This window comes from Phenylobacterium sp. GW821-FHT12F10 (genome assembly GCF_058806695.1).
On sequence record NZ_JBXAPY010000001.1, the window covers coordinates 994,594 to 1,014,501 of the forward strand.

Here is a 19,908-nt window from a genome sequence, read left to right on the forward strand (position 1 = left end):
TTCAGAGTCGGAGTAGACCCATGGGCAAGCCCACCGGCTTCCTGGAGATCGAGCGCCAGGATCGCGGATACGAGAAGCCGCAGGACCGCCTTCGCAACTGGAAGGAATTCGTCCACCCGCTGCCGCAGGAGACCCTGAACAAGCAGGCTGCGCGCTGCATGGACTGCGGGATTCCGTTCTGTCACACCGGCTGTCCGGTCAATAACCAGATCCCGGACTTCAACAACCTGGTCTATCGTGACCAGTGGAAGACGGCGCTGGAGAACCTCCAGTCCACCAACAACTTCCCGGAGTTCACCGGCCGCATCTGCCCCGCCCCGTGCGAGGCGTCCTGCACGCTGAACATCATCGACAGCCCGGTGACCATCAAGACCATCGAGTGCGCCATCGTCGACAAGGGATGGGAAGAGGGCTGGATCACCCCGCAGATGTCGCCGCGCGGCACCGGCAAGCGGGTGGCCGTGGTGGGCTCCGGCCCCGCCGGCCTGGCCTGCGCCCAGCAGCTGGCCCGCGCCGGCCACGCGCCGACGGTGTTCGAGAAGAGCGACCGCATTGGCGGTCTGCTCCGCTACGGCATCCCCGACTTCAAGATGGAGAAGCACCTCATCGACCGCCGCGTGGCGCAGATGGAGGCCGAGGGGGTCATCTTCCGCACCAATATGGAGATCGGCGTCACCGTCTCGGTCCAGCGGCTGCTGGACGACTACGACGTGCTGGTGATGGCTGGCGGGGCCGAGAATCCCCGCGACCTGGAGGTCCCCGGCCGCGAGCTGGAGGGCATCCACTTCGCCATGGACTTCCTGGTCCAGCAGAACAAGCGCAACGCCGGCGACGACGAACTGCGCGCCGCGCCGAAGGGCGCCATCTCGGCCACCGGCAAGCATGTGGTGGTGATCGGCGGCGGCGACACCGGCTCCGACTGCATCGGCACCTCCAACCGTCACGGCGCGGCCTCGGTGACCCAGTTCGAAATCATGCCCGAGCCGCCGGCCCGGGAGAACAAGTTCATGACCTGGCCCGACTGGCCCATGAAGCTGCGCACCTCGTCGAGCCACGAGGAGGGCTGCGAGCGCGACTTCGCCGTGGCCACCAAGCGGGCCATCGGCTCCAACGGCAAGGTCGAGGCCCTGGAGTGCGTGCGCATGGAGTGGGCGCCCGGTCCCGACGGGCGCCAGGTGCTCAAGGAAGTCGAGGGCAGCACCTTCCAGATCAAGGCCGATCTGGTGCTGCTGGCCATGGGCTTCGTCTCGCCGCGCCACAACGCCTTCACCGAACAGGCCGGCGTGGAGTTCGACGCCCGCGGCGCGGTCAAGGCGCCGGTCACCGACTACAAGACCACCACGCCCAACATCTTCTCCTGCGGCGACATGCGCCGGGGCCAATCCCTGGTGGTCTGGGCCATCCGCGAGGGCCGCCAGTGCGCCCAGGCGGTGGACGCCTTCCTGATGGGGGCGAGCAAGCTGCCGCGCTGAGGTCGCCAGACTCGGCGCGAGGCGCCAAGCTCCGCGATGGGAGATCCATCCGGGGAGGGTGCGGTGTGAGACAGAACCGGCAGTTGGCGGCGGTCTATGGGCTGTTGGCGATCATCGCCCTTGTCCTGACCTGGAGCCAGAACCTGGCCTATTTCGGGGGCGGCGGCGGCCTGTCGGCGTTTCCGGCCTTCCTGAGGGACGCGGCGGTCAATCCCGCCAGCCGGTCGGTGACCTTCGACATCGCGCTCGTGCTCTACGCCGCGGCGGTCTGGATGGTGTTCGAGGGACGGCGGCGGCGCATCCCCTTCGTCTGGGCCTATGTGATCGGGGGGCTGCTGGTGGCCATCAGCGTCACCCTGCCGCTGTTCATGGCCGCCCGCGAACTCAAGTCCGGCGCGACCCCCGAGATCGAGGGTCGTCCGGGCCTGCTGGACGGCGTCGGCCTGGGGGGCCTGGCCATCCTGATCATCGGGCTGTGCGCCTTCGTCCTCAGGGCGCCGGCGGGCTGAGGCCCTACCGCCCCGGCAGGTTGTTCACCGCGTCGAGCTGGTCGGCCACGCGGGCGGCCGTATCCACGGCGTAGTCGCGCAGGATGTCGTTGTCGCCCTCGGCGGCGTAGCGCTGGTGCAGGGCGAGCGCCTCCTGCTGGGCCCGGCGCTGCTGGGCCAGGTAGGTGTCGTCGAAGTCGCGACCGGTGGTCTGGGTCAGGGCGTCCATCTGGGCCCCCTTGGTCATGTCCCCGGACGGCGAGGTGGGCGGCGGCACATTGGCTGTCTCGGCGGCGGTGAGCAGGGCGTTGGTGGTCATCTCCGCGTCCTCGATCATGTGCTGGGCCAGTTCACGGACGGCCGGGTTGCGCGAGCGCGCCAGGGCCAGGCGGCTGGCGGTGACCTCGAAGGCGTCGGCGGCGAAGGCTTCGTCCACGTAGGACGCGGCGTCGGTGGGGGTGGGAGCGGGGCGCTCGGCCGGGCCCAGGCTGGGCTGGGCGAGGCTCGGGGAGGCGGCGGCGAGGGCGGCGATCGAGGCCGCGGCGACGAACCAGGCACGCATGGGGTTTCCTTCCGTTCGGAACGTGAACTGAAGGGGCAAACCGGCGCCGGGGCCCGAGGTTCCGGCGGCGCGGGGGGCGGGGCTCGAATCGTCCTACATCTGGCCCATGAAACGGCTGGTCTTCGATCTCGACGGCACCCTCGCCCTGGACGACCCGGGCCGCCCCTATGCCGAGCGCGAGCCCAACCTGCCGGTGATCGCCCGGCTGCGGGAATACCGCGAGCAGGGCTATTCCATCATCATCGCCAGCGCGCGGAACATGCGCACCTATGGCGGCCAGATCGGCCTGATCAACGCCAACACCCTGCCGGTCATCCTCGACTGGCTGGCGCGCCACGAGGTGCCCTATGACGAGGTGCATGTGGGCAAGCCCTGGTGCGGAACCGAGGGCTTCTACATCGACGACCGCGCCGTGCGGCCCTCGGAGTTCCTGGCCCTGTCCCTCGACGAGATCGCGGCCCTGATCGCCGCGGAGGCCTGAGGCCGATGACCGTCCGCCTGATCATGTCCGGGGCGGTGGTGGGCCAGGAGCTGGCCGCCGAGTTCGGCCCCCTGCCGCCGTCGATGCTGCCGGTGGGGGTGCAGAAGCTCTACGAACTGCAGCTGGCCGCGGTGGGCGGACACGGCGCCGTCCACCTGGTGCTGCCCGAGGCCCACGGCGTCTCGCCCTACGACAGCGACCGCCTGGCCGCCCTGGGGGTGGAGATCGTCCCCATCCCCGAAGGGCTCAGGCTGGGGGAGGCGGTGGTCTATGCGCTGAACGCCATCGGGGCCGGGGACGGGCCCGTCCACATCCTGCACGGCGACACCCTGATCTCCGACCCGCCCCTGGCGGCGGACGACCTCATCGTCGGGGGCCAGCGCGGCAACGAATACGCCTGGGCCGAGATGGAGATCGGGGAGGGCGGCCGCGTCCTGTCCCTGGTCAACAGCGCCGCCGGCGAGGACGGCCACGAGGGCTGGCCCGTCGCCGCCGGCTATTTCGCCTTCGCCTCGGGCCTGGATCTGCTGCGGTCGCTGACCCGGATGCGCGGCGACTTCATCGAAGGCGTGAACCATTACCTGGCCGAGCACGCGGTGCGGCTGGTCCCGGCCCAGGGCTGGCTCGACTTCGGGCACCTGCAGACCTTCTTCCAATCGCGGCTGGCGGTGACCACGGCGCGGGCCTTCAACACCGTGCGCATCGACGGCCTGACCGCGCGCAAGTCCAGCGCCGACCAGGCCAAGATCTGGGCCGAGACCCACTGGCTGCAGGAGGCGCCGCCCGCCGTCCAGGTCTATTGCGGCCGCCTGCTGGGCTTCGGGGCCGAGGAGGGCCGGGTCTTCTACGAGACCGAGTACGAGTACCTGCCGGTGCTCTCGGAGCTGTTCGTCCACGGGGCGGTGGGGCGCAAGCCCTGGCTGCGCATCCTGGCCTCCTGCGAGGACTTCCTGGCCGCCTGCGCCGCGCACAGAGGGACAGGCTCCGGCGACGCGGCCCTGAGGCTGCTGGTGGCCGACAAGACCCAGGCCCGCCTGGAGAGCTTCGCCCGCGACGCCCGGTTCGACATCGACCAGCCCCTGTCGCTCTCGGGCAGGCCCATGCCGTCCCTCCGGGCCATCAGCGAGGCCCTGGTCCCGGCCTATGGCCTGGACGCCGGGCGGCCGGACTCCATCCTGCACGGCGACTTCTGCTTCTCGAACATCCTCTACGACAGCCGGGTGCGGCGCATCAAAGCCATCGATCCCCGCGGCCTGGTGGGGGACAGGCCCACCATCTATGGCGACCTGCGCTACGACCTGGCCAAGCTGGCCCACTCCGTGGTCGGCCGGTACGACCAGATCATCGCCGGCCGCTGCGCGGTCACCGTCGACGGGAGCGACTACGCCATCGCCTTCGAGGAGATCGCCTGTCAGCCCTGGCTGGAGGCGGGCCTGGCCGACCTCGCCATCGACGGGGTGACGGGACTGTCGTCGGAGGTGCGCGCCATCATGGTCAGCCTGTTCCTGTCCATGATCCCTCTGCACGCCGACCGGCCCGACCGGCAAAAGGCCTTCGTGGCCAACGCCCTGCGGCTCTATGCGGAGCTCGAGGCGGCGTGATCGTCATCCCCATGGCCGGCCGCTCGCAGCGGTTCTTCGACGCCGGCTACGCCCAGCCGAAATATCGGCTGGACCTCAATGGTCTCAGTGTCTTCGCCCATGCGGTGGAGAGTTTCCGCGGCCAGTTCGAAACCCACCCCTTCCTGTTCATCGTTGCGGCCGAGGCCCTTGAGTTCGTTCGGGAAGAGACTCGCCGCCTCGGCGTGCGGGACGTCCGCGTCGTCGCCCTGCCGGGCCCCACGGCGGGCCAGGCCGAGACGGTGGAGCTGGGGCTGGAGGGCGAGGGCGACGCCACGCCGCTGACCATCTTCAACATCGACACCTTCCGGCCGGGCTTCGTCTTCCCCGGCCCCTGGTACGAGGCCCTGGACGGGTGGCTGGAGGTGTTCGAGGGTGAGGGGGACAACTGGTCCTATGTCCGGCCCGCGCCCGGCGCCGAGCCCCTGGCCCTGGAGACCGCCGAGAAGCGGCCGATCTCCAACCTCTGCTGCACCGGCCTCTACCACTTCGCCCGCGCCGGCGACTTCCGCGCGGCCCTGGCGGCCGAGCGCCTCGCGCCCCAGGCCCGGGAGCTCTATGTCGCCCCGCTTTACAACCATCTGATCGGCCGCGGCGCGCGGATCGGCTATCACCGGATCGGGCGAGACGAGGTGATCTTCTGCGGAACCCCGCAGGAATATCAGGGCCTTATCCGGCCTGCTTGACGATCTTGACGAGCTTGGCCGCCCGCGCGGTCCAGGTGTGGTCGGCGAGCGCCCGCTTGGCGCCGGCCCGGGCCAGGGCCGCCAGCGCGTCCTGGTCCTCCAGCAGGGCGGCGATCTGGCCGGGGACCCGGTCGAGCTTGTCCCAGGCGTAGACCGCCATCTCCCGGCCGGGCTTGAAGGCCTCGGCATAGTAGCGGTTCTCGTCGGAGATCACCGCCGCGCCGCCGCACATGGCGGTGAACACCCGCTCGTGCCCCCCGGCCACGAAGCCGTTGTTGGAGTTCAGCACCAGCCGGGTCCGCCGCAGCAGGTGCAGGGTCTCCTCGAAGCTGCCGACCCCGCCATAGACAAAGGACCTGTAGCGCTCCAGCAGCGGCTCCCAGCCATTGCCGTAGATGTGCAGGGGCGTGCCCGCCTGGCCCAGGGTGTTGAGCAGGGCGTTGCGGTGGTGGGCCTCGGCGTAGAACTGCGGGGCCTGCAGCAGGGGCAGGAACTCCTCGAACAGGTCCGGGGTCAGCTCCCCGCCCAGGCGAGCGATCACCGCCTTCAGGGCGTCCAGCACCGCAAGCTTGCCGTCGGCGGCCATCCGCTGGGCGATCTCCTCCACCGCGTCGCGGCCGATGCTGGGGGGTTCGTCGCGCCAGGGGGCGACGGGTTCGCCGCGATAGGTGCCGGTGAACAGCAGCGGGATGTCGCGGGCCAGGAAGGCGCCGTCGGTGGTCTCCAGCGGCGCGTCGATCTGGTTGGCGCCCGGCGGCAGGAAGGCGAGCTGCGCGAAGCCCCGGCCCTTGGACCAGGCGGCCATGAACTGGACGTGGCTGCGGTCGAGGAACAGCCCGACCTTCTTGCGGATCGGAACCGAGAGCCGCTGGGTGTGGTGGATCGGGTGGTCGACATAGAGCGAGGCGTAGGTCGCCCCGATGGCGTCGTAGACCGAGGCGTTCCCCACCTGGATCTCCGCCCCGATGCCGCTGATGCCGAAGTAGCAGTCGGCCGGGGCGGCGAAGCTGGCGTTGACCTTCTCCACCGCCTCGGGGGCGATGAGGTCGATGACCGCCGCCTCGTGCCCCAGCCCTGAGAGGGCGGCCGCCAGCTGGTCGATGTGCAGCCGCAGCGATCCGTACTGCGACTGGCCTTTGAACAGGACGAACCGCACGCGAACCCCTCACGACTTCAAGATCTCCAGACTCCGCCGATTCCGCGCTCGCCCCAAATCGCGACCTGGGGCTATGTCGAGGGCATGATCGCCAAGCTCCTCCTCGCCGCCGGCCTCTCCCTCGCCGCCCTCGCGGCCCAGGCGGCCGAGCCGCCCTATGTCGTCTATCGCGGCGCCAGCGTCATCGACGGGACCGGCGCCGGTCCCAGACCCGACATGTCCATCCTGGTGAAGGGCGACCGGATCGAGAAGGTCTGGGCCAATTCGGAGCTGGCCCTGAAGCTGCCGCCGGACACCCGGGTGGTGGACGTGAGCGGCCTCTACGCCCTGCCGGGCCTGATCAACAGCCACGAGCACCTGGCCACCCCCCCGGTCCGCGCCTTCGCCCAGGCCCAGCTGAAGCGCGACCTCTATGGCGGGATCACCGGCGTCCGCGACATGGCCGACGACCTGCGGCTGGTGGGCGACCTGGCCCGTGAGACCAGGATCGGGACGATGCCGGGGCCGGACATCTACTACGCCGCCCTGATGGCGGGGCCTGAGTTCTTCGACGATCCGCGCACCCACGCCGTCACCGCCGGCGCCGTGGCCGGTCATGCCCCCTGGATGCAGGCCATCGAGGCCAAGACCGACCTGAAGACCGCCGTGGCCCTGGCCCGTGGCACGGGCGCCTCGGCCATCAAGATCTATGCCGACCTGCCGGGCGAGCGGGTGAAGGCCATCACCGCCGAGGCCCACCACCAGGGCGTGCCGGTCTGGGCGCACGGGGCGGTGTTCCCGGCCAGTCCGCAACAGGTGCTGGACGCCCAGGTCGACGCCGTCAGCCACGTCTGCATGCTGGCCTATCAGGCCTCCAAGGCCCTGCCGCGCGCCTATCACAACCGCGCGCCCGTCGACTATTCCGCCTTCACGAACGGCGACAATCCATTGATGACAAAGCTGTTTTCCCAGATGAAGCGACAGGGGACGGTGCTGGACGCCACGGTGCTGGTCTATGCCGGCCTGGACGCGCGCGCCGCCGCCAATCCTAAGACCCCCAAGCCCTACTGCACCGCCGACCTCGCCGCCAGGCTGACCAACCAGGCCCTGCGCGCCGGCGTCACCATCTCCGCCGGCACCGACGGTTTCTCCGAGCCCGAGGACGCCTATCCCGGCCTGCACGATGAGCTGGAGCTGCTGGTGGCCAAGGCGGGCTTCACGCCGCTGCAGGCCATCTCGGCGGCCACCCTGGGCGGGGCGCTGGCGGTGACCAAGAACCCCGACTTCGGGACCCTGGCGCCGGGCAAGCTCGCCAACATGGTCTTCGTGGCCCAGGACCCCAGCGCCGACATCAAGGCCCTGCGGACCGTGGTCCTCACCGTCAAGCGCGGCGCAGACTACCGCCGCGCCGACTACGACCCCCAGAGCGACGCCGAGGCGCGCAAGGAGCCCCAATGATCTCGCGCCGCGCGACCCTCGGCCTCGGGGCCGCCGCCCTGGCCGCCACGGCCTTCCGCCCCGCGATGGCGGCCGGCGACCCGATCATCGTCAACGCGCTCGGCGGCCTGATCAATCCGAACCGCGCCATCGGCCGCACGGGCCCGCCGCCGCCCATGGAGGCCGACTTCGACGCCCGCTCCATCGCCGACGCCAAGGCCTCTGGCCTGACGGCGGTGAACACCACCCTGGGCTACGTCTTCGGCCCCGGCGATCCCTATGCGGAGACGCTTCGGAGTCTCGACGCCTGGGACGCCATCCTGGCCGCCCATCCCGCCGACCTGATGAAGATCACCAAGGCCGCCGACTTCGCCAGGGCCAAGGCGAGCGGCAAGGTGGGGCTGATCTACGGCTTCCAGAACGCCGTCCAGGTGGGCGACCATCTGGAGCGGGTGGACGAGTTCGCCGCCCGCGGCGTGCGCGTCATCCAGCTCACCTACAATCCGGAGAACAGCCTTGGCGACGGCTCCATGGCGCCGGCCAATCGCGGCCTGACCGAGCAGGGCCGCAGGGTGGTGGCCAAGCTGAACGAGGCCAGGGTCATGGTGGACCTTTCCCACTCGGGCGAGCGCACCTGCCTGGACGCCATCGCCGCCTCCAAGGTCCCGATCTCCATCAACCACACCGGCTGCCGGGCGCTCACCGACCTGCCGCGCAACAAGACTGACGCCGAGTTGCGGGGCGTGGCCGAGCAAGGGGGCTTCGTGGGGATCTACTTCATGCCCTTCCTGACCCTGGACGGCCATCCGAAGGCCGCCGACGTGGTCGCCCACGTCGAGCACGCCCTGAAGGTCTGCGGCGAGGATCATGTCGGCATCGGCACCGACGGCTCGGTCACCGCCATCGACGACCTGGCCGCCTACCAGGGCGCCCTGGAGAAGGAGATCGCCGAGCGCGCGGCGGCCGGCATCGGCGCCAAGGGCGAACGGGCCGACACCTATCCCTTCGTCGTCGACCTGCGCGGCGTGGACCAGTTCCGCAGGCTGGGAGCCTTGCTGGCCGCGCGGGGGATCAAGCCCCGGGTGATCGACAAGGTGCTGGGGGCCAACTTCGTGGACTATGCGGCCCGCGTCTGGGGCTAGCCGGGCGCTGGCTAGCCCATCCACCGCCCCACCAGCCAGAAGGCGCCGGCCGAGATCAGGGCGGCGGCCGGCATGGTGAGCACCCAGGCGGTGACGATGTCCTTGGCCACGCCCCAGCGCACGGCCGAGGCCCGCCGCGCCGCGCCGACCCCGACGATGGCCCCGGTGATGGTGTGGGTGGTGGAGACCGGGACCCCTAGGCTGGTGGCCAGGAACAGGGTGATGGCCCCGCCGGTCTCGGCGCAGAAGCCCTGCATGGGTGAAAGCCGGGTGATCTTGGAGCCCATGGTGTGGACGATCCGCCAGCCCCCGAACAGGGTGCCCAGGCCCATGGCCGCCTGACAGGACAGCACCACCCACAGGGGCACGTGGAACTCGCCGGTTCCAGATCCCATGCCGTGGGCGATCAGCAGGGCCGCGATGATTCCCATGGTCTTCTGGGCGTCGTTGCCGCCGTGGCCGAGGGAATAGAGCGAGGCCGAGACGAACTGCAGGCGGCGGAAGGTGGAGTCCACCGCGAAGGGCGTGAACCTCACGAAGGTCCAGGAGACGATCAGCACCAGCAGCAGGGCCAGCAGGAAGCCGGTCCCGGGCGACAGGACGATGGCGATGACGGTCTTGTTGAGGCCCGCCCAGATCACGGCGCTGAACCCGGCCTTGGCGATCCCGGCCCCCACCAGGCCGCCGATCAGGGCGTGGGAGGACGAGGAGGGGATGCCCGCCCACCAGGTGATCAGGTTCCAGGCGATGGCCCCCATCAGGGCCGAGAAGATCAGGCCGTCGGAGACCAGGTCGGGCGAGATGATCCCCGAGCCCACCGTCTTGGCCACGTGCAGGCCGAAGAACATGAAGGCGATGAAGTTGAAGAAGGCCGCCCAGATCACCGCGTACTTCGCCGAGAGCACCCGGGTGGAGACGATGGTGGCGATGGAGTTGGCCGCGTCGTGCAGGCCGTTCAGCAGGTCGAAGGCGAGCGCCGTGACGACCAGGATGATCAGGAGCGGCGTGACCCCGGCGAAATCCACGGGGTCAGACCTGTTCGATGACGATGCCGCTGATGCGGTTGGCCACATCCTCGAAGCGGTCCAGCACCTTCTCCAGGTGGCTGTAGACGTCGACGCCGACGATGAAGGCCATCGGATCGTCGTGACGATGGGCCGCGAACAGCGCCTTGCGGCCCTGGTCGTAGATGGTGTCGGACTTGTCCTCGATGTGGGTGATCTGCTCGGTGATCTGGTTCAGCCGGTGGGCGTTCTGGCGCATCTTGCCCATCAGGCCCACCGCCTCGCGGGTCAGTTCGGCGGCCTGGACGATGATGTCGGCCATCTCCTGCATCGGCGCCTCGAAGTCCCGCAGCTCGAACAGCATGATGACCTTGGCGGTCTTCTGCATCTGGTCGATGGCGTCGTCGAGGGAGGTGATCAGGTCCTTGATGTCGCCGCGGTCGAAGGGGGTGATGAAGGTCCGGCGCACCGCCAGCAGCACGTCGCGGGTGATCAGGTCGGCCTCATGCTCGAAGGCCATCACCTTGGCGCAGTCCTCCAGCACCCCGTCGCCGCCCTTCAACACGTTCCGCAGGGCCTGGGCGCCGGAGACCAGGGTCTCGGCGTGGGCCTCGAACAGGTCGAAGAACTTGTGCTCCTTGGGCATCATCGCCTGGAACCATGAGAGCATCGTCGATCCGCCGTCTGAAAGTCCGGGCGCGGAGGACTCAGCGCCGCTGTCTGGCCGCTCCATAGCCCGTCACGGCCGCGCGCTGAAATGGAATCACGGCCGGGGGCGTCCGCCGAGGTTCTTCCCCAGCACCGCGGCGATGATCAGGATGAAGGCCGCCAGCCGAAGCAGGTAGACCCCGCCCTGGTCCTCGCTGGCGATGTCCAGCAGCACCGGCAGGGCCTGGTTGAGGGCCATCAGCCAGAAGGCGCCGGCGAAGGCCAGGAACAGGGCGTCGCGGGTCCGCGCCCAGAAACGCAGGAAGAAGGCCCCGGCCACCAGATAGCCCAGGGCGATGGCGCCGCTCACGAAGGCGATCAGGACGGGGGTCATTCGGCCTCCCGGATGAAGCCGAACAGCAGGACGCCGATGGCCGCCAGGGCGCTGGCGTGGCGCAGGGGCCGGAAGTCGATGTCGGGGAACACCACCAGGTCGGCCACCAGGAACAGGTTGTTCAGGGCCAGGAAGGCGAAGCACAGGGCGGTCCACAGCAGCAGGCTGGTCCGCGCCCGCAGATAGGCGCGCGCCAGCAGGCCCGCGCACGCCAGGCTGGTGGCCAGGCACAACAGGTAGACGGCGGTCGGCGCGGTCACTTGGGGTCCCTCTTGATCCGGAAGGCGTCGGCCAGGGCCTGCAGCCGGTCGGGCGGGGTGACGATCGCGTTGATCACCGCCACCGACCGCTCACGATAGGCATGGTCGAGTTCGTCGCAAAGGCTGGCCAGGGCCGGGGCGGCCGGCGCGAACCGGTAACGCCCGTCCTGCGCCCGCAGCACCAGGCCCGCGCGCTCGAAGCGGGCCAGGTTGTCGCCGACGATGCCGGTGGAGGCGCGCAGCTCGCCCAGCAGCTCCTCGACGCCCCAGGCGCGCTCGGGCGACCGGCGCAGGAGCAGCAGCAGCTCCAGCGCCCAGACGGACCTCACATTCTCTCGAATGAAGCCCAGAAGGTCCTGATCCACCGACACGCCGCGCGTCTTCCCCCCGCCGAAGGCCGCGGAAGCTAGGCCGACCGGCCGTGTTTCTCAGCTCAAAATCTGTTGTTCGCGACAAGGGAACCGTTTTTGACCGAAGGACGTTTCGCGCAGCAGGGCGGGGGTGCGTGCCGCTTGAGGGGGAGACACCGGTCCGCGGAGGCGCGGCGCGATGGCCCTCGGCGCGCCGTCCCGCGGGTTCGTACCGTTCGGGGGAAACATGCCTGCATCTGCCACCCTTCAAACCACCTCCAAGTCCCGCCGCGCCAATGGCCGGGAGCCCCTGGGCCTGGAGACCCGGGAGCTGCTGGCGGCCCTGCGCGCCTTCCGGCGCGGGGACTTCTCGGTGCGCCTGCCGCGCGGCCTGGACGGCGCCGACGGGGAGATCGCCGAGGCCTTCAATGAGGTCGTCGAGCTCAACGACCGCATGACCAAGGAGTTCGAGCGGCTCGGCGACGTGGTGGGCAAGCAGGGCAAGATCAATCACCGCGCCAAGCTGCCGGCGGCCACCGGCTCCTGGGCCGCCAGCGTCGACGCGGTCAACACCCTGATCACCGACATGGTCCACCCGACGGCCGAGATGGCCCGGGTGATCGGCGCGGTGGCCAAGGGCGACCTCTCCCAGACCATGGACCTGGAGAACGAGGAGCGGCCCCTGCGCGGGGAGTTCCTGCGGATCGGCAAGGTGGTGAACACCATGGTGGGCCAGCTCGGCTCCTTCGCCTCCGAAGTGACGCGGGTGGCGCGCGAGGTGGGCACCGAGGGCAAGCTGGGCGGTCAGGCCCAGGTGCGCGGGGTGACCGGCGCCTGGAAGGACCTCACCGACAACGTGAACTTCATGGCCGCCAACCTCACCGGCCAGGTGCGCAACATCGCCGAGGTGACCACCGCGGTGGCAAACGGCGACCTGTCGAAGAAGATCACCGTGGACGTGAAGGGCGAGATCCTGGAGCTGAAGTCCACGATCAACACCATGGTCGACCAGCTCAACTCCTTCGCCTCCGAAGTGACGCGGGTGGCGCGCGAGGTCGGCACCGAGGGCAAGCTGGGCGGCCAGGCCCAGGTGAAGGGGGTGGCCGGCACCTGGAAGGAGCTCACCGACAATGTGAACCTGATGGCCGGCAACCTGACCGGCCAGGTCCGCAACATCGCCGAGGTGACCACCGCCGTGGCGCGCGGCGACCTGTCGAAGAAGATCACCGTCGACGTGAAGGGCGAGATCCTGGAGCTGAAGAACACCATCAACATCATGGTGGACCAGCTCAACGCCTTCTCCTCCGAGGTGACCCGCGTGGCCCGCGAGGTGGGCACCGAGGGCAAGCTGGGCGGTCAGGCCCGGGTGGAGGGCGTCACCGGCGCCTGGAAGGACCTCACCGACAACGTGAACTTCATGGCCGGCAACCTGACCGGCCAGGTGCGCAACATCGCCGAGGTGACCACCGCCGTGGCCAATGGCGACCTCTCCAAGAAGATCACCGTCGACGTGAAGGGCGAGGTGCTGGAGCTCAAGAACACCATCAACATCATGGTGGACCAGCTGAACGCCTTCTCCTCCGAAGTGACGCGGGTGGCGCGCGAAGTGGGCACCGAGGGCAAGCTCGGCGGCCAGGCCCAGGTCCGCGGGGTCGGCGGCACCTGGAAGGACCTCACCGACAATGTGAACATGATGGCCGCCAACCTGACCGGCCAGGTCCGCAACATCGCCGAGGTGACCACGGCCGTGGCCATGGGCGATCTGTCCAAGAAGATCACCGTCGACGTGAAGGGCGAGATTCTCGAGCTGAAGAACACCATCAACACCATGGTGGACCAGCTCAACGGCTTCTCCTCCGAAGTGACCCGCGTGGCCCGTGAAGTGGGCACCGAGGGCAAGCTGGGCGGTCAGGCCCAGGTGAAGGGGGTGGGGGGGACCTGGAAGGAGCTCACCGACAATGTGAACCTGATGGCCGGCAATCTGACCGGCCAGGTGCGTAACATCGCCGAGGTGACCACCGCCGTGGCCAACGGCGATCTCTCCAAGAAGATCACCGTCGACGTGAAGGGCGAGATCCTGGAGCTGAAGAACACCATCAACACCATGGTGGACCAGTTGAACGGCTTCTCCTCCGAAGTGACGCGGGTGGCGCGTGAAGTCGGCACCGAGGGCAAGCTGGGCGGCCAGGCCCAGGTGAAGGGGGTGGCCGGGACCTGGAAGGAGCTCACCGACAACGTGAACTTCATGGCCGCCAACCTGACCGGCCAGGTCCGCAACATCGCCGAGGTGACCACCGCCGTGGCCATGGGCGATCTGTCCAAGAAGATCACCGTCGACGTGAAGGGCGAGATCCTGGAGCTGAAGAACACCATCAACACCATGGTGGACCAGCTCAACTCCTTCTCCTCCGAAGTGACCCGCGTGGCCCGCGAGGTGGGTACGGAAGGCAAGCTCGGCGGCCAGGCCCAGGTGAAGGGGGTGGCCGGGACCTGGAAGGAGCTCACCGACAATGTGAACCTGATGGCCGGCAACCTCACCGGCCAGGTGCGCAACATCGCCGACGTCACCACCGCGGTGGCCAAGGGCGACCTGTCGAAGAAGATCACCGTGGACGTGCGCGGGGAGATCCTGGAGCTGAAATCCACCATCAACACCATGGTGGACCAGCTCAACGGCTTCGCCTCCGAAGTGACCCGGGTGGCGCGTGAAGTCGGCACCGAGGGCAAGCTCGGCGGCCAGGCCCAGGTGCCCGGCGTCGCCGGGACCTGGAAGGACCTCACCGACAATGTGAACATGATGGCCGCCAACCTGACCGGCCAGGTGCGCAACATCGCCGACGTGGTGACCGCGGTGGCCGAGGGCGACCTGAAGCGCAAGCTGACCCTGGACGCCAAGGGCGAGATCGCCAGCCTCGCCGACACCATCAACGGCATGATCGAGACCCTGGCCACCTTCGCCGACCAGGTGACCAACGTGGCCCGCGAGGTGGGGATCGAGGGCAAGCTCGGCGGCCAGGCCCGGGTGCCCGGCGCGGCGGGCCTGTGGCGCGACCTCACCGACAACGTGAACGAACTGGCCGCCAACCTCACCACCCAGGTCCGCGCCATCGCCGAGGTGTCCACCGCGGTGACCAAGGGCGACCTGACGCGCTCCATCACCGTCGAGGCCTCCGGCGAGGTGGAGGAGCTGAAGAACAACATCAACGAGATGATCCGCAACCTGAAGGATCAGACCTTCAAGAACACCGAGCAGGACTGGCTGAAGACCAACCTGGCCCGCTTCACCCGCATGCTGCAGGGCGAGCGCGACCTCTCCACCGTGTCGAACCTGGTGCTGTCGGAACTGGCGCCCCTGATCAACGCCCAGCACGCGGTCTTCTACGTCACCGACACCGACGAGGAGGGCCAGGACATCCTGACCCTGGCCGCCAGCTACGCCTTCAACAACCGCAAGCACCTGGCCAGCCAGTTCCGCCTGCGGGAGGGCCTGATCGGCCAGTGCGCGGCCGAGAAGTCCCGCATCCTGCTGACCAACGTCCCCAAGGACTACGTCCAGATCAGCTCGGGCCTCGGCGAGGCCGCGCCGCTGAACATCATCGTCCTGCCGGCCCTCTTCGAAGGCGACGTCAAGGCGGTGATCGAGCTGGCCACCTTCGGCGAGTTCAACGAGACCCAGCAGGCCTTCCTCGACCAGCTGATGGAATCCATCGGCATCGTGCTCTCCACCATCGCGGCCAACATGCGCACCGAGGGACTGCTCAAGCAGTCCCAGCTGCTGACCTCGGAACTGCAGGCCCAGCAGGAGGAGCTCACCAAGACCAACGACCGGCTGGAACAGCAGGCCGCCTCCCTGCGCCAGTCGGAGGAGCTGCTGCGCACCAAGCAGGACGAACTGCAGCAGACCAACGCCGAGCTGGAGGAAAAGGCCCACCTGCTCTCGTCCCAGAACACCCAGGTGGAGGCCAAGAACCGCGAGGTGGAGCAGGCCAAGATCGCACTCGAGGAAAAGGCCGAGCAGCTGGCCCTGACCTCGAAGTACAAGTCGGAGTTCCTGGCCAATATGAGCCACGAGCTGCGCACGCCGCTCAACAGCCTGCTGATCCTCTCCAAGCTGCTGGCCGACAACAGCCAGGGCAACCTGTCGGACAAGCAGGTGGAGTTCGCCAAGAACATCCACGACGCCGGCGCCGACCTGCTGGGCCTGATCAACGACATCCTCGACCTGTCGAAGATCGAATCCGGCACCACCACCCTGGACATCAGCGAGATGTCCTTCGCCGGGCTGAGCGATCAGGTGGACCGCACCTTCTCGCAGATCGCCAGCAACAAGCGGCTCGACTTCATCATCGACATCGACCCGGCCCTGCCGCGGTCGATGCTGACCGACGACAAGCGGCTGCAGCAGATCATCAAGAACCTGCTCTCCAACGCCTTCAAGTTCACCGAGACGGGCCATGTGAAGCTGAAGGTCAGCCGCGCGGTCTCCGGCTGGAGCCTGGCCAACGACCATCTCAACACCGCCGGCCAGGTCCTGGCCTTCGCGGTGGAGGACAGCGGCATCGGCATCCCCGAGGAGAAGCAGAGGATCATCTTCGAGGCCTTCCAGCAGGCCGACGGCACCACCAGTCGCAAGTATGGCGGCACGGGCCTGGGCCTCTCCATCAGCCGCGAGATCACCCGCCTGCTGGGCGGCGAGCTGCGGGTGGACTCCCGGCCGGGCCAGGGCTCGACCTTCACCCTGTTCCTGCCGCTGAACTTCAGCCCCGCCCAGGCCTCGGCGGCCACGCGCAACCTGCCCAGTCCGCCGCGCGCCCTGACGCCCCTGTCGCTGCCGGAGTCCTCGGCCGAGCCGGTGGCCGACGACCGCGACACCATCGCCGAGGGGGATTCGGTGGTGCTGATCGTCGAGGACGACCCGCGCTTCTCGGCCATCCTGCTGACCATGGTGCGGGACTCCGGCTTCAAGGGCGTGGTGACCGCGGAGGGCGGGGCGGTGCCCTCCCTCGCCCGACGGTTCTCGCCGGACGCCATCATGCTCGACCTCGGCCTGCCCGACATGGACGGCCTGGCCCTCCTGGATCTGCTCAAGCGCACCAGCGAGACCCGGCACATCCCGGTCCACGTCATCTCCGCCGACGACCAGCGGGGCCTGGGCCTGTCCATGGGCGCCTTCGGCTTCACCCACAAGCCGGTGGAGCGCGAGGAGGTGGTCTCGACCCTGCGCGAGGTGAAGAGCTTCGTGGAGAAGGATGAGCGCCACCTGGTCCTGGTGGGGGGCGAGGGGGAGGCGGCCGACACCCTGCGCAACTGCTTCGCGGGCATGGAGCTGTCGGCCGACCTGGCGGGCGTCCTGGCGCGCGATCCGGACGAGCGGCCCGAGGCCCTGGTGATCGACGTCAGCGCGGTCGGGCCGGGCGAGACGGTGGACCTGCTGAAACAGGCCCGCGGCCCGATCAACCCGGTGGTGATCTACGCCCCCGAGGAGCTGGCGCCGGAGGTGGAGCGCCGCCTGCGGCTGGCGGTGTTCGGCGGCCTGGCGCGCTTGGCTCGAACCCTGGACCAGCTCGTCGACCAGGTCTCGATCCTGCTGCACGAGCCGGTGGCGCGGCTCTCCGATCCGGCCCGCGCCAAGCTCGGCCTGGTCCGCAACGAGGACGCCATCCTAGCCGGCCGGAAGATCGTGGTCATCGACGACGACATCCGCAACATCTTCTCCCTGGCCAGCGCCCTGGAGGAGTACGGGGTGGAGATCTCCTACGCCGAGAGCGGCCGCGCGGGATTGGAGATCCTGGGGGAGCGCGACGACATTGACGTCGTCCTGGTGGACATCATGATGCCGGACATGGACGGCTACGAGACCATCCGCGAGATCCGCGCCCGCCCGGGGATGTCGAACCTGCCCATCGTGGCGGTCACCGCCAAGGCGATGAAGGGCGACCGGCAGAAGTGCATCCAGGCGGGGGCCTCGGACTATGTCTCCAAGCCGGTGAACATCGACCACCTGGTCTCGGTGCTGCGGGTCTCGATCCAGCGGGGCGACGCCCAGCGCCTGGCCGCAGACCCCGTCATGTCCCTCATTCCCCAGGCCGGGTGACCGCGTGAGCCACTCCATCCCCCTGCGTCCCGGCCGTCTTCGAAGCGCCGACCCGCCGCCGCCGGACATGGAGGCGCCGCTGCGGGCCAAGGTGCTGATCGTCGACGACGATGAGCGCAACGCCTACGCCGCGGTCCACGCCCTGGAGGCGCTGGGTCACGACCTGGTGGTGGCGCGCTCGGGGGACGAGGCCCTTCGCAAGATCCTGGAGGACGACTTCGCGGTCATCCTGCTGGACCTGCACATGCCCGGCATGGACGGCTTCGAGACCGCCAGCCTGATCCGCCAGCGCAAGCGCACCAACCGCACCCCCATCGTCTTCGTCACCGCCATCTTCCGGGACGAGGCCCACGTCTTCCAGGCCTACTCGGCCGGGGCCGTGGACGTGGTGTTCAAGCCCGTGGACCCTTTCATCCTGCGCTCCAAGGTCACGGTCCTGGTGGACCTCTATCTGAAGACCGAGGAGGTGAAGCGCCAGGCCGCCTACCGCCAGTGGCTGCTGGACGAGAACGCCCGCATCCAGGCGGCCAAGGCCTCGACCGAGCGCGCCCTGCGCCGCACCGAGGCCCGCCAGGAGGCCATCCTCCGCTCCCTGCCCGTGGTCTTCCACTCCCGCCGGGCCGAGGCCCCCTTCGAGGTGCTGTTCGTCAGCGAGTCGGTGTTCGACATCACCGGCTACACGGCCGAGGAAATGATGTCGGAGCCCGATTTCGGGTCCAGCCGCATCCATCCCGACGACCTCGACATGGTGGTGGAGAAGGTCTCGGCCGCGAACCGCACGGGCTCCTACGCCGTGGAGTTCCGCTGGCTGTGCGCCGACGGGACCTATCGCTACCTGCAGGACCAGGGGGTCCTGGCCCCCGGCGAGGACGGGGAAGGCCGCGAACTGTTCGGCGTCATCCTCGACGCCACCGACCGCCGCAGCCTGGAGGAGCAGCTCGCCCAGGCGCGCAAGATGGAGGCCGTCGGCCAGCTCACCGGCGGGGTGGCCCACGACTTCAACAACCTGCTGACGGTGGTGCTGGGCAATGTCGACATCATGGGCCGCAAGGTGGAGGACGAGGACCGGCGCGCCCGCCGGATCGACGCCATCCGCCAGGCCGCCGAGCGCGGTCGCGACCTGACCCGCCAGCTGCTGGCCTTCTCGCGCCGCCAGCAACTCACCCCGGTCACCCTCGACGTCAACGCCCTGATCCGCAACTTCACCCCCCTGCTGCGCCAGGCCGCCGGCGAGGCCATCGATCTGGAGCTGGCCCTGGAGGACGGCGAGCTGCGCGCCCACGTCGACCCCACCCAGCTGGAGACCGCCCTGCTGAACCTGGCGGTCAACGCCCGCGACGCCATGACCGGCGGCGGCCGCCTCACCCTCGGCAGCCGCCGGGTGAGCGACCTGGACGGCCAGGCCGGCGACTGGGTGTGCATCGAGGTCCGCGACACGGGCCACGGCATGGCGCCGGAGATCCGCGCCCGGGTGTTCGAGCCCTTCTTCACCACCAAGGAGGTGGGCAAGGGCTCGGGCCTGGGGCTCTCCCAGGTCTACGGATTCGTCAGCCAGTCGGAGGGCCATGTGCGCATCGAGAGCGCGCCGGGCGCCGGGTCCACCTTCCGCCTGCTGCTGCCGGCCACCCAGGCCCCGGCCCAGGCGGTGCGCGGCCCCGCCCCGGTGACAGAGCTGCGGGGCGGGGGCGAGCGCCTGCTGGTGGTGGAGGACGATCCCCAGGTCCTGGCCCTGACCCAGGACATGCTGGTGGGGCTCGGCTACCAGGTGGAGACCGCCACCAACGCCCGCGACGCCCTGGAGATCCTGGAGCGCCGGCCGGAGATCGAGTTGCTGTTCTCCGACGTGGTCATGCCGGGCGGGCTCAGCGGAGTGGACCTGGCCCGCGCCGCCCGCGTGCGGCGGCCCGACCTGCGCATCCTGCTCACCTCCGGCTTCGTCGGCGAGGGCGCGGTGCTGGAGACAGACGAGTTCCCCCTGCTGGACAAGCCCTATGAGGCCGCGGGCCTGATGGCCAAGCTGCACCAGGTGCTCAAGGCCAAGCCTCGGCGCCGCAAGGCGGCCGGCGGCAGGGCGGTGGCGGCTACGGCCTAGGCAGAAGCGGTCGCCGGCGGCGAAAAGCGCCTCGGCGTGCTTTC

The 19,908-nt window shown here is 69.3% G+C and carries 16 protein-coding genes; 9 read left to right on the forward strand and 7 right to left on the reverse strand.

The features are described 5' to 3' along the window. Positions 1-20 precede the first annotated feature (20 nt). The gene (locus tag AC1RN5_RS05000; RefSeq protein ID WP_493040136.1) at positions 21-1,472 is read left to right on the forward strand and encodes a glutamate synthase subunit beta; all 1,452 of its coding nucleotides are present in this window, start codon (positions 21-23) and stop codon (positions 1,470-1,472) included. A gap of 65 nt (positions 1,473-1,537) precedes the next feature. Beyond that, on the forward strand, positions 1,538-1,981 hold the full coding sequence (locus AC1RN5_RS05005; protein WP_493040137.1) for a DUF2834 domain-containing protein: 444 nt from the start codon (positions 1,538-1,540) through the stop codon (positions 1,979-1,981). A gap of 4 nt (positions 1,982-1,985) precedes the next feature. Here the strand turns inward: AC1RN5_RS05005 and AC1RN5_RS05010 are convergent, their stop codons facing one another. Next, the gene (locus tag AC1RN5_RS05010; RefSeq protein ID WP_493040138.1) at positions 1,986-2,522 is read right to left on the reverse strand and encodes a DUF4142 domain-containing protein; all 537 of its coding nucleotides are present in this window, start codon (positions 2,520-2,522) and stop codon (positions 1,986-1,988) included. Positions 2,523-2,628: 106 nt separating this feature from the next. Between AC1RN5_RS05010 and AC1RN5_RS05015 the strand changes: the two genes are divergently transcribed. Genes AC1RN5_RS05015 through AC1RN5_RS05025 form a run of 3 tightly spaced genes read left to right on the forward strand, consistent with a single transcriptional unit; the run spans position 2,629 to position 5,308 of the window. Then, complete coding sequence (locus AC1RN5_RS05015) at positions 2,629-3,003, forward strand: HAD family hydrolase (protein ID WP_493040139.1); 375 nt, start codon at positions 2,629-2,631, stop codon at positions 3,001-3,003. Positions 3,004-3,008: 5 nt separating this feature from the next. Then, positions 3,009-4,604, forward strand: coding sequence for a glycosyltransferase family protein (locus AC1RN5_RS05020; RefSeq protein ID WP_493040140.1), 1,596 nt, complete (start codon positions 3,009-3,011; stop codon positions 4,602-4,604). Then, a complete protein-coding gene (locus AC1RN5_RS05025; RefSeq protein ID WP_493040141.1) occupies positions 4,601-5,308 on the forward strand; it encodes a glycosyltransferase family 2 protein in 708 nt (235 codons plus the stop codon). The genes AC1RN5_RS05020 and AC1RN5_RS05025 overlap by 4 nt, the downstream gene beginning before the upstream one ends. Here the strand turns inward: AC1RN5_RS05025 and AC1RN5_RS05030 are convergent. Next, positions 5,292-6,464, reverse strand: a complete 1,173-nt coding sequence (locus AC1RN5_RS05030) for a glycosyltransferase family protein (protein ID WP_493040142.1) — start codon at positions 6,462-6,464, stop codon at positions 5,292-5,294. The two genes, AC1RN5_RS05025 and AC1RN5_RS05030, sit on opposite strands and share 17 nt — an antisense overlap. 84 nt (positions 6,465-6,548) lie before the next feature. Between AC1RN5_RS05030 and AC1RN5_RS05035 the strand changes: the two genes are divergently transcribed. Beyond that, positions 6,549-7,901 carry an amidohydrolase family protein gene (locus tag AC1RN5_RS05035; protein WP_493040143.1) on the forward strand — a complete coding sequence of 451 codons (1,353 nt, stop codon included), beginning with the start codon at positions 6,549-6,551 and terminating at the stop codon, positions 7,899-7,901. Next, positions 7,898-9,022 (forward strand): dipeptidase, encoded by a 1,125-nt coding sequence (locus AC1RN5_RS05040; protein WP_493040144.1) that lies wholly within the window; start codon positions 7,898-7,900, stop codon positions 9,020-9,022. The genes AC1RN5_RS05035 and AC1RN5_RS05040 overlap by 4 nt, the downstream gene beginning before the upstream one ends. A gap of 11 nt (positions 9,023-9,033) precedes the next feature. Here AC1RN5_RS05040 and AC1RN5_RS05045 read toward each other — a convergent pair whose 3' ends face one another. From AC1RN5_RS05045 to AC1RN5_RS05065, 5 genes are all read right to left on the reverse strand, one after another. Further along, entirely contained in the window at positions 9,034-10,047 is a 1,014-nt protein-coding gene (locus AC1RN5_RS05045) for an inorganic phosphate transporter (protein WP_493040145.1), read from the reverse strand. A gap of 4 nt (positions 10,048-10,051) precedes the next feature. Next, positions 10,052-10,696, reverse strand: coding sequence for a DUF47 domain-containing protein (locus tag AC1RN5_RS05050; protein ID WP_493040146.1), 645 nt, complete (start codon positions 10,694-10,696; stop codon positions 10,052-10,054). Between the two features lie 93 nt (positions 10,697-10,789). Beyond that, on the reverse strand, positions 10,790-11,068 hold the full coding sequence (locus AC1RN5_RS05055; RefSeq protein WP_493040147.1) for a DUF5985 family protein: 279 nt from the start codon (positions 11,066-11,068) through the stop codon (positions 10,790-10,792). Then, positions 11,065-11,328 carry a DUF5985 family protein gene (locus tag AC1RN5_RS05060; RefSeq protein ID WP_421932188.1) on the reverse strand — a complete coding sequence of 88 codons (264 nt, stop codon included), beginning with the start codon at positions 11,326-11,328 and terminating at the stop codon, positions 11,065-11,067. Before AC1RN5_RS05060 ends, AC1RN5_RS05055 begins: the two co-directional genes overlap by 4 nt. Then, the gene (locus AC1RN5_RS05065) at positions 11,325-11,657 is read right to left on the reverse strand and encodes a hypothetical protein (protein WP_493040148.1); all 333 of its coding nucleotides are present in this window, start codon (positions 11,655-11,657) and stop codon (positions 11,325-11,327) included. Before AC1RN5_RS05065 ends, AC1RN5_RS05060 begins: the two co-directional genes overlap by 4 nt. A 268-nt stretch (positions 11,658-11,925) precedes the next feature. Between AC1RN5_RS05065 and AC1RN5_RS05070 the strand changes: the two genes are divergently transcribed. Both AC1RN5_RS05070 and AC1RN5_RS05075 read left to right on the forward strand, forming a co-directional pair. Continuing rightward, entirely contained in the window at positions 11,926-17,772 is a 5,847-nt protein-coding gene (locus AC1RN5_RS05070) for a HAMP domain-containing protein (RefSeq protein ID WP_493040149.1), read from the forward strand. 4 nt (positions 17,773-17,776) lie between these two features. Then, a complete protein-coding gene (locus tag AC1RN5_RS05075; protein ID WP_493040150.1) occupies positions 17,777-19,864 on the forward strand; it encodes a response regulator in 2,088 nt (695 codons plus the stop codon). Positions 19,865-19,908: the final 44 nt, after the last annotated feature.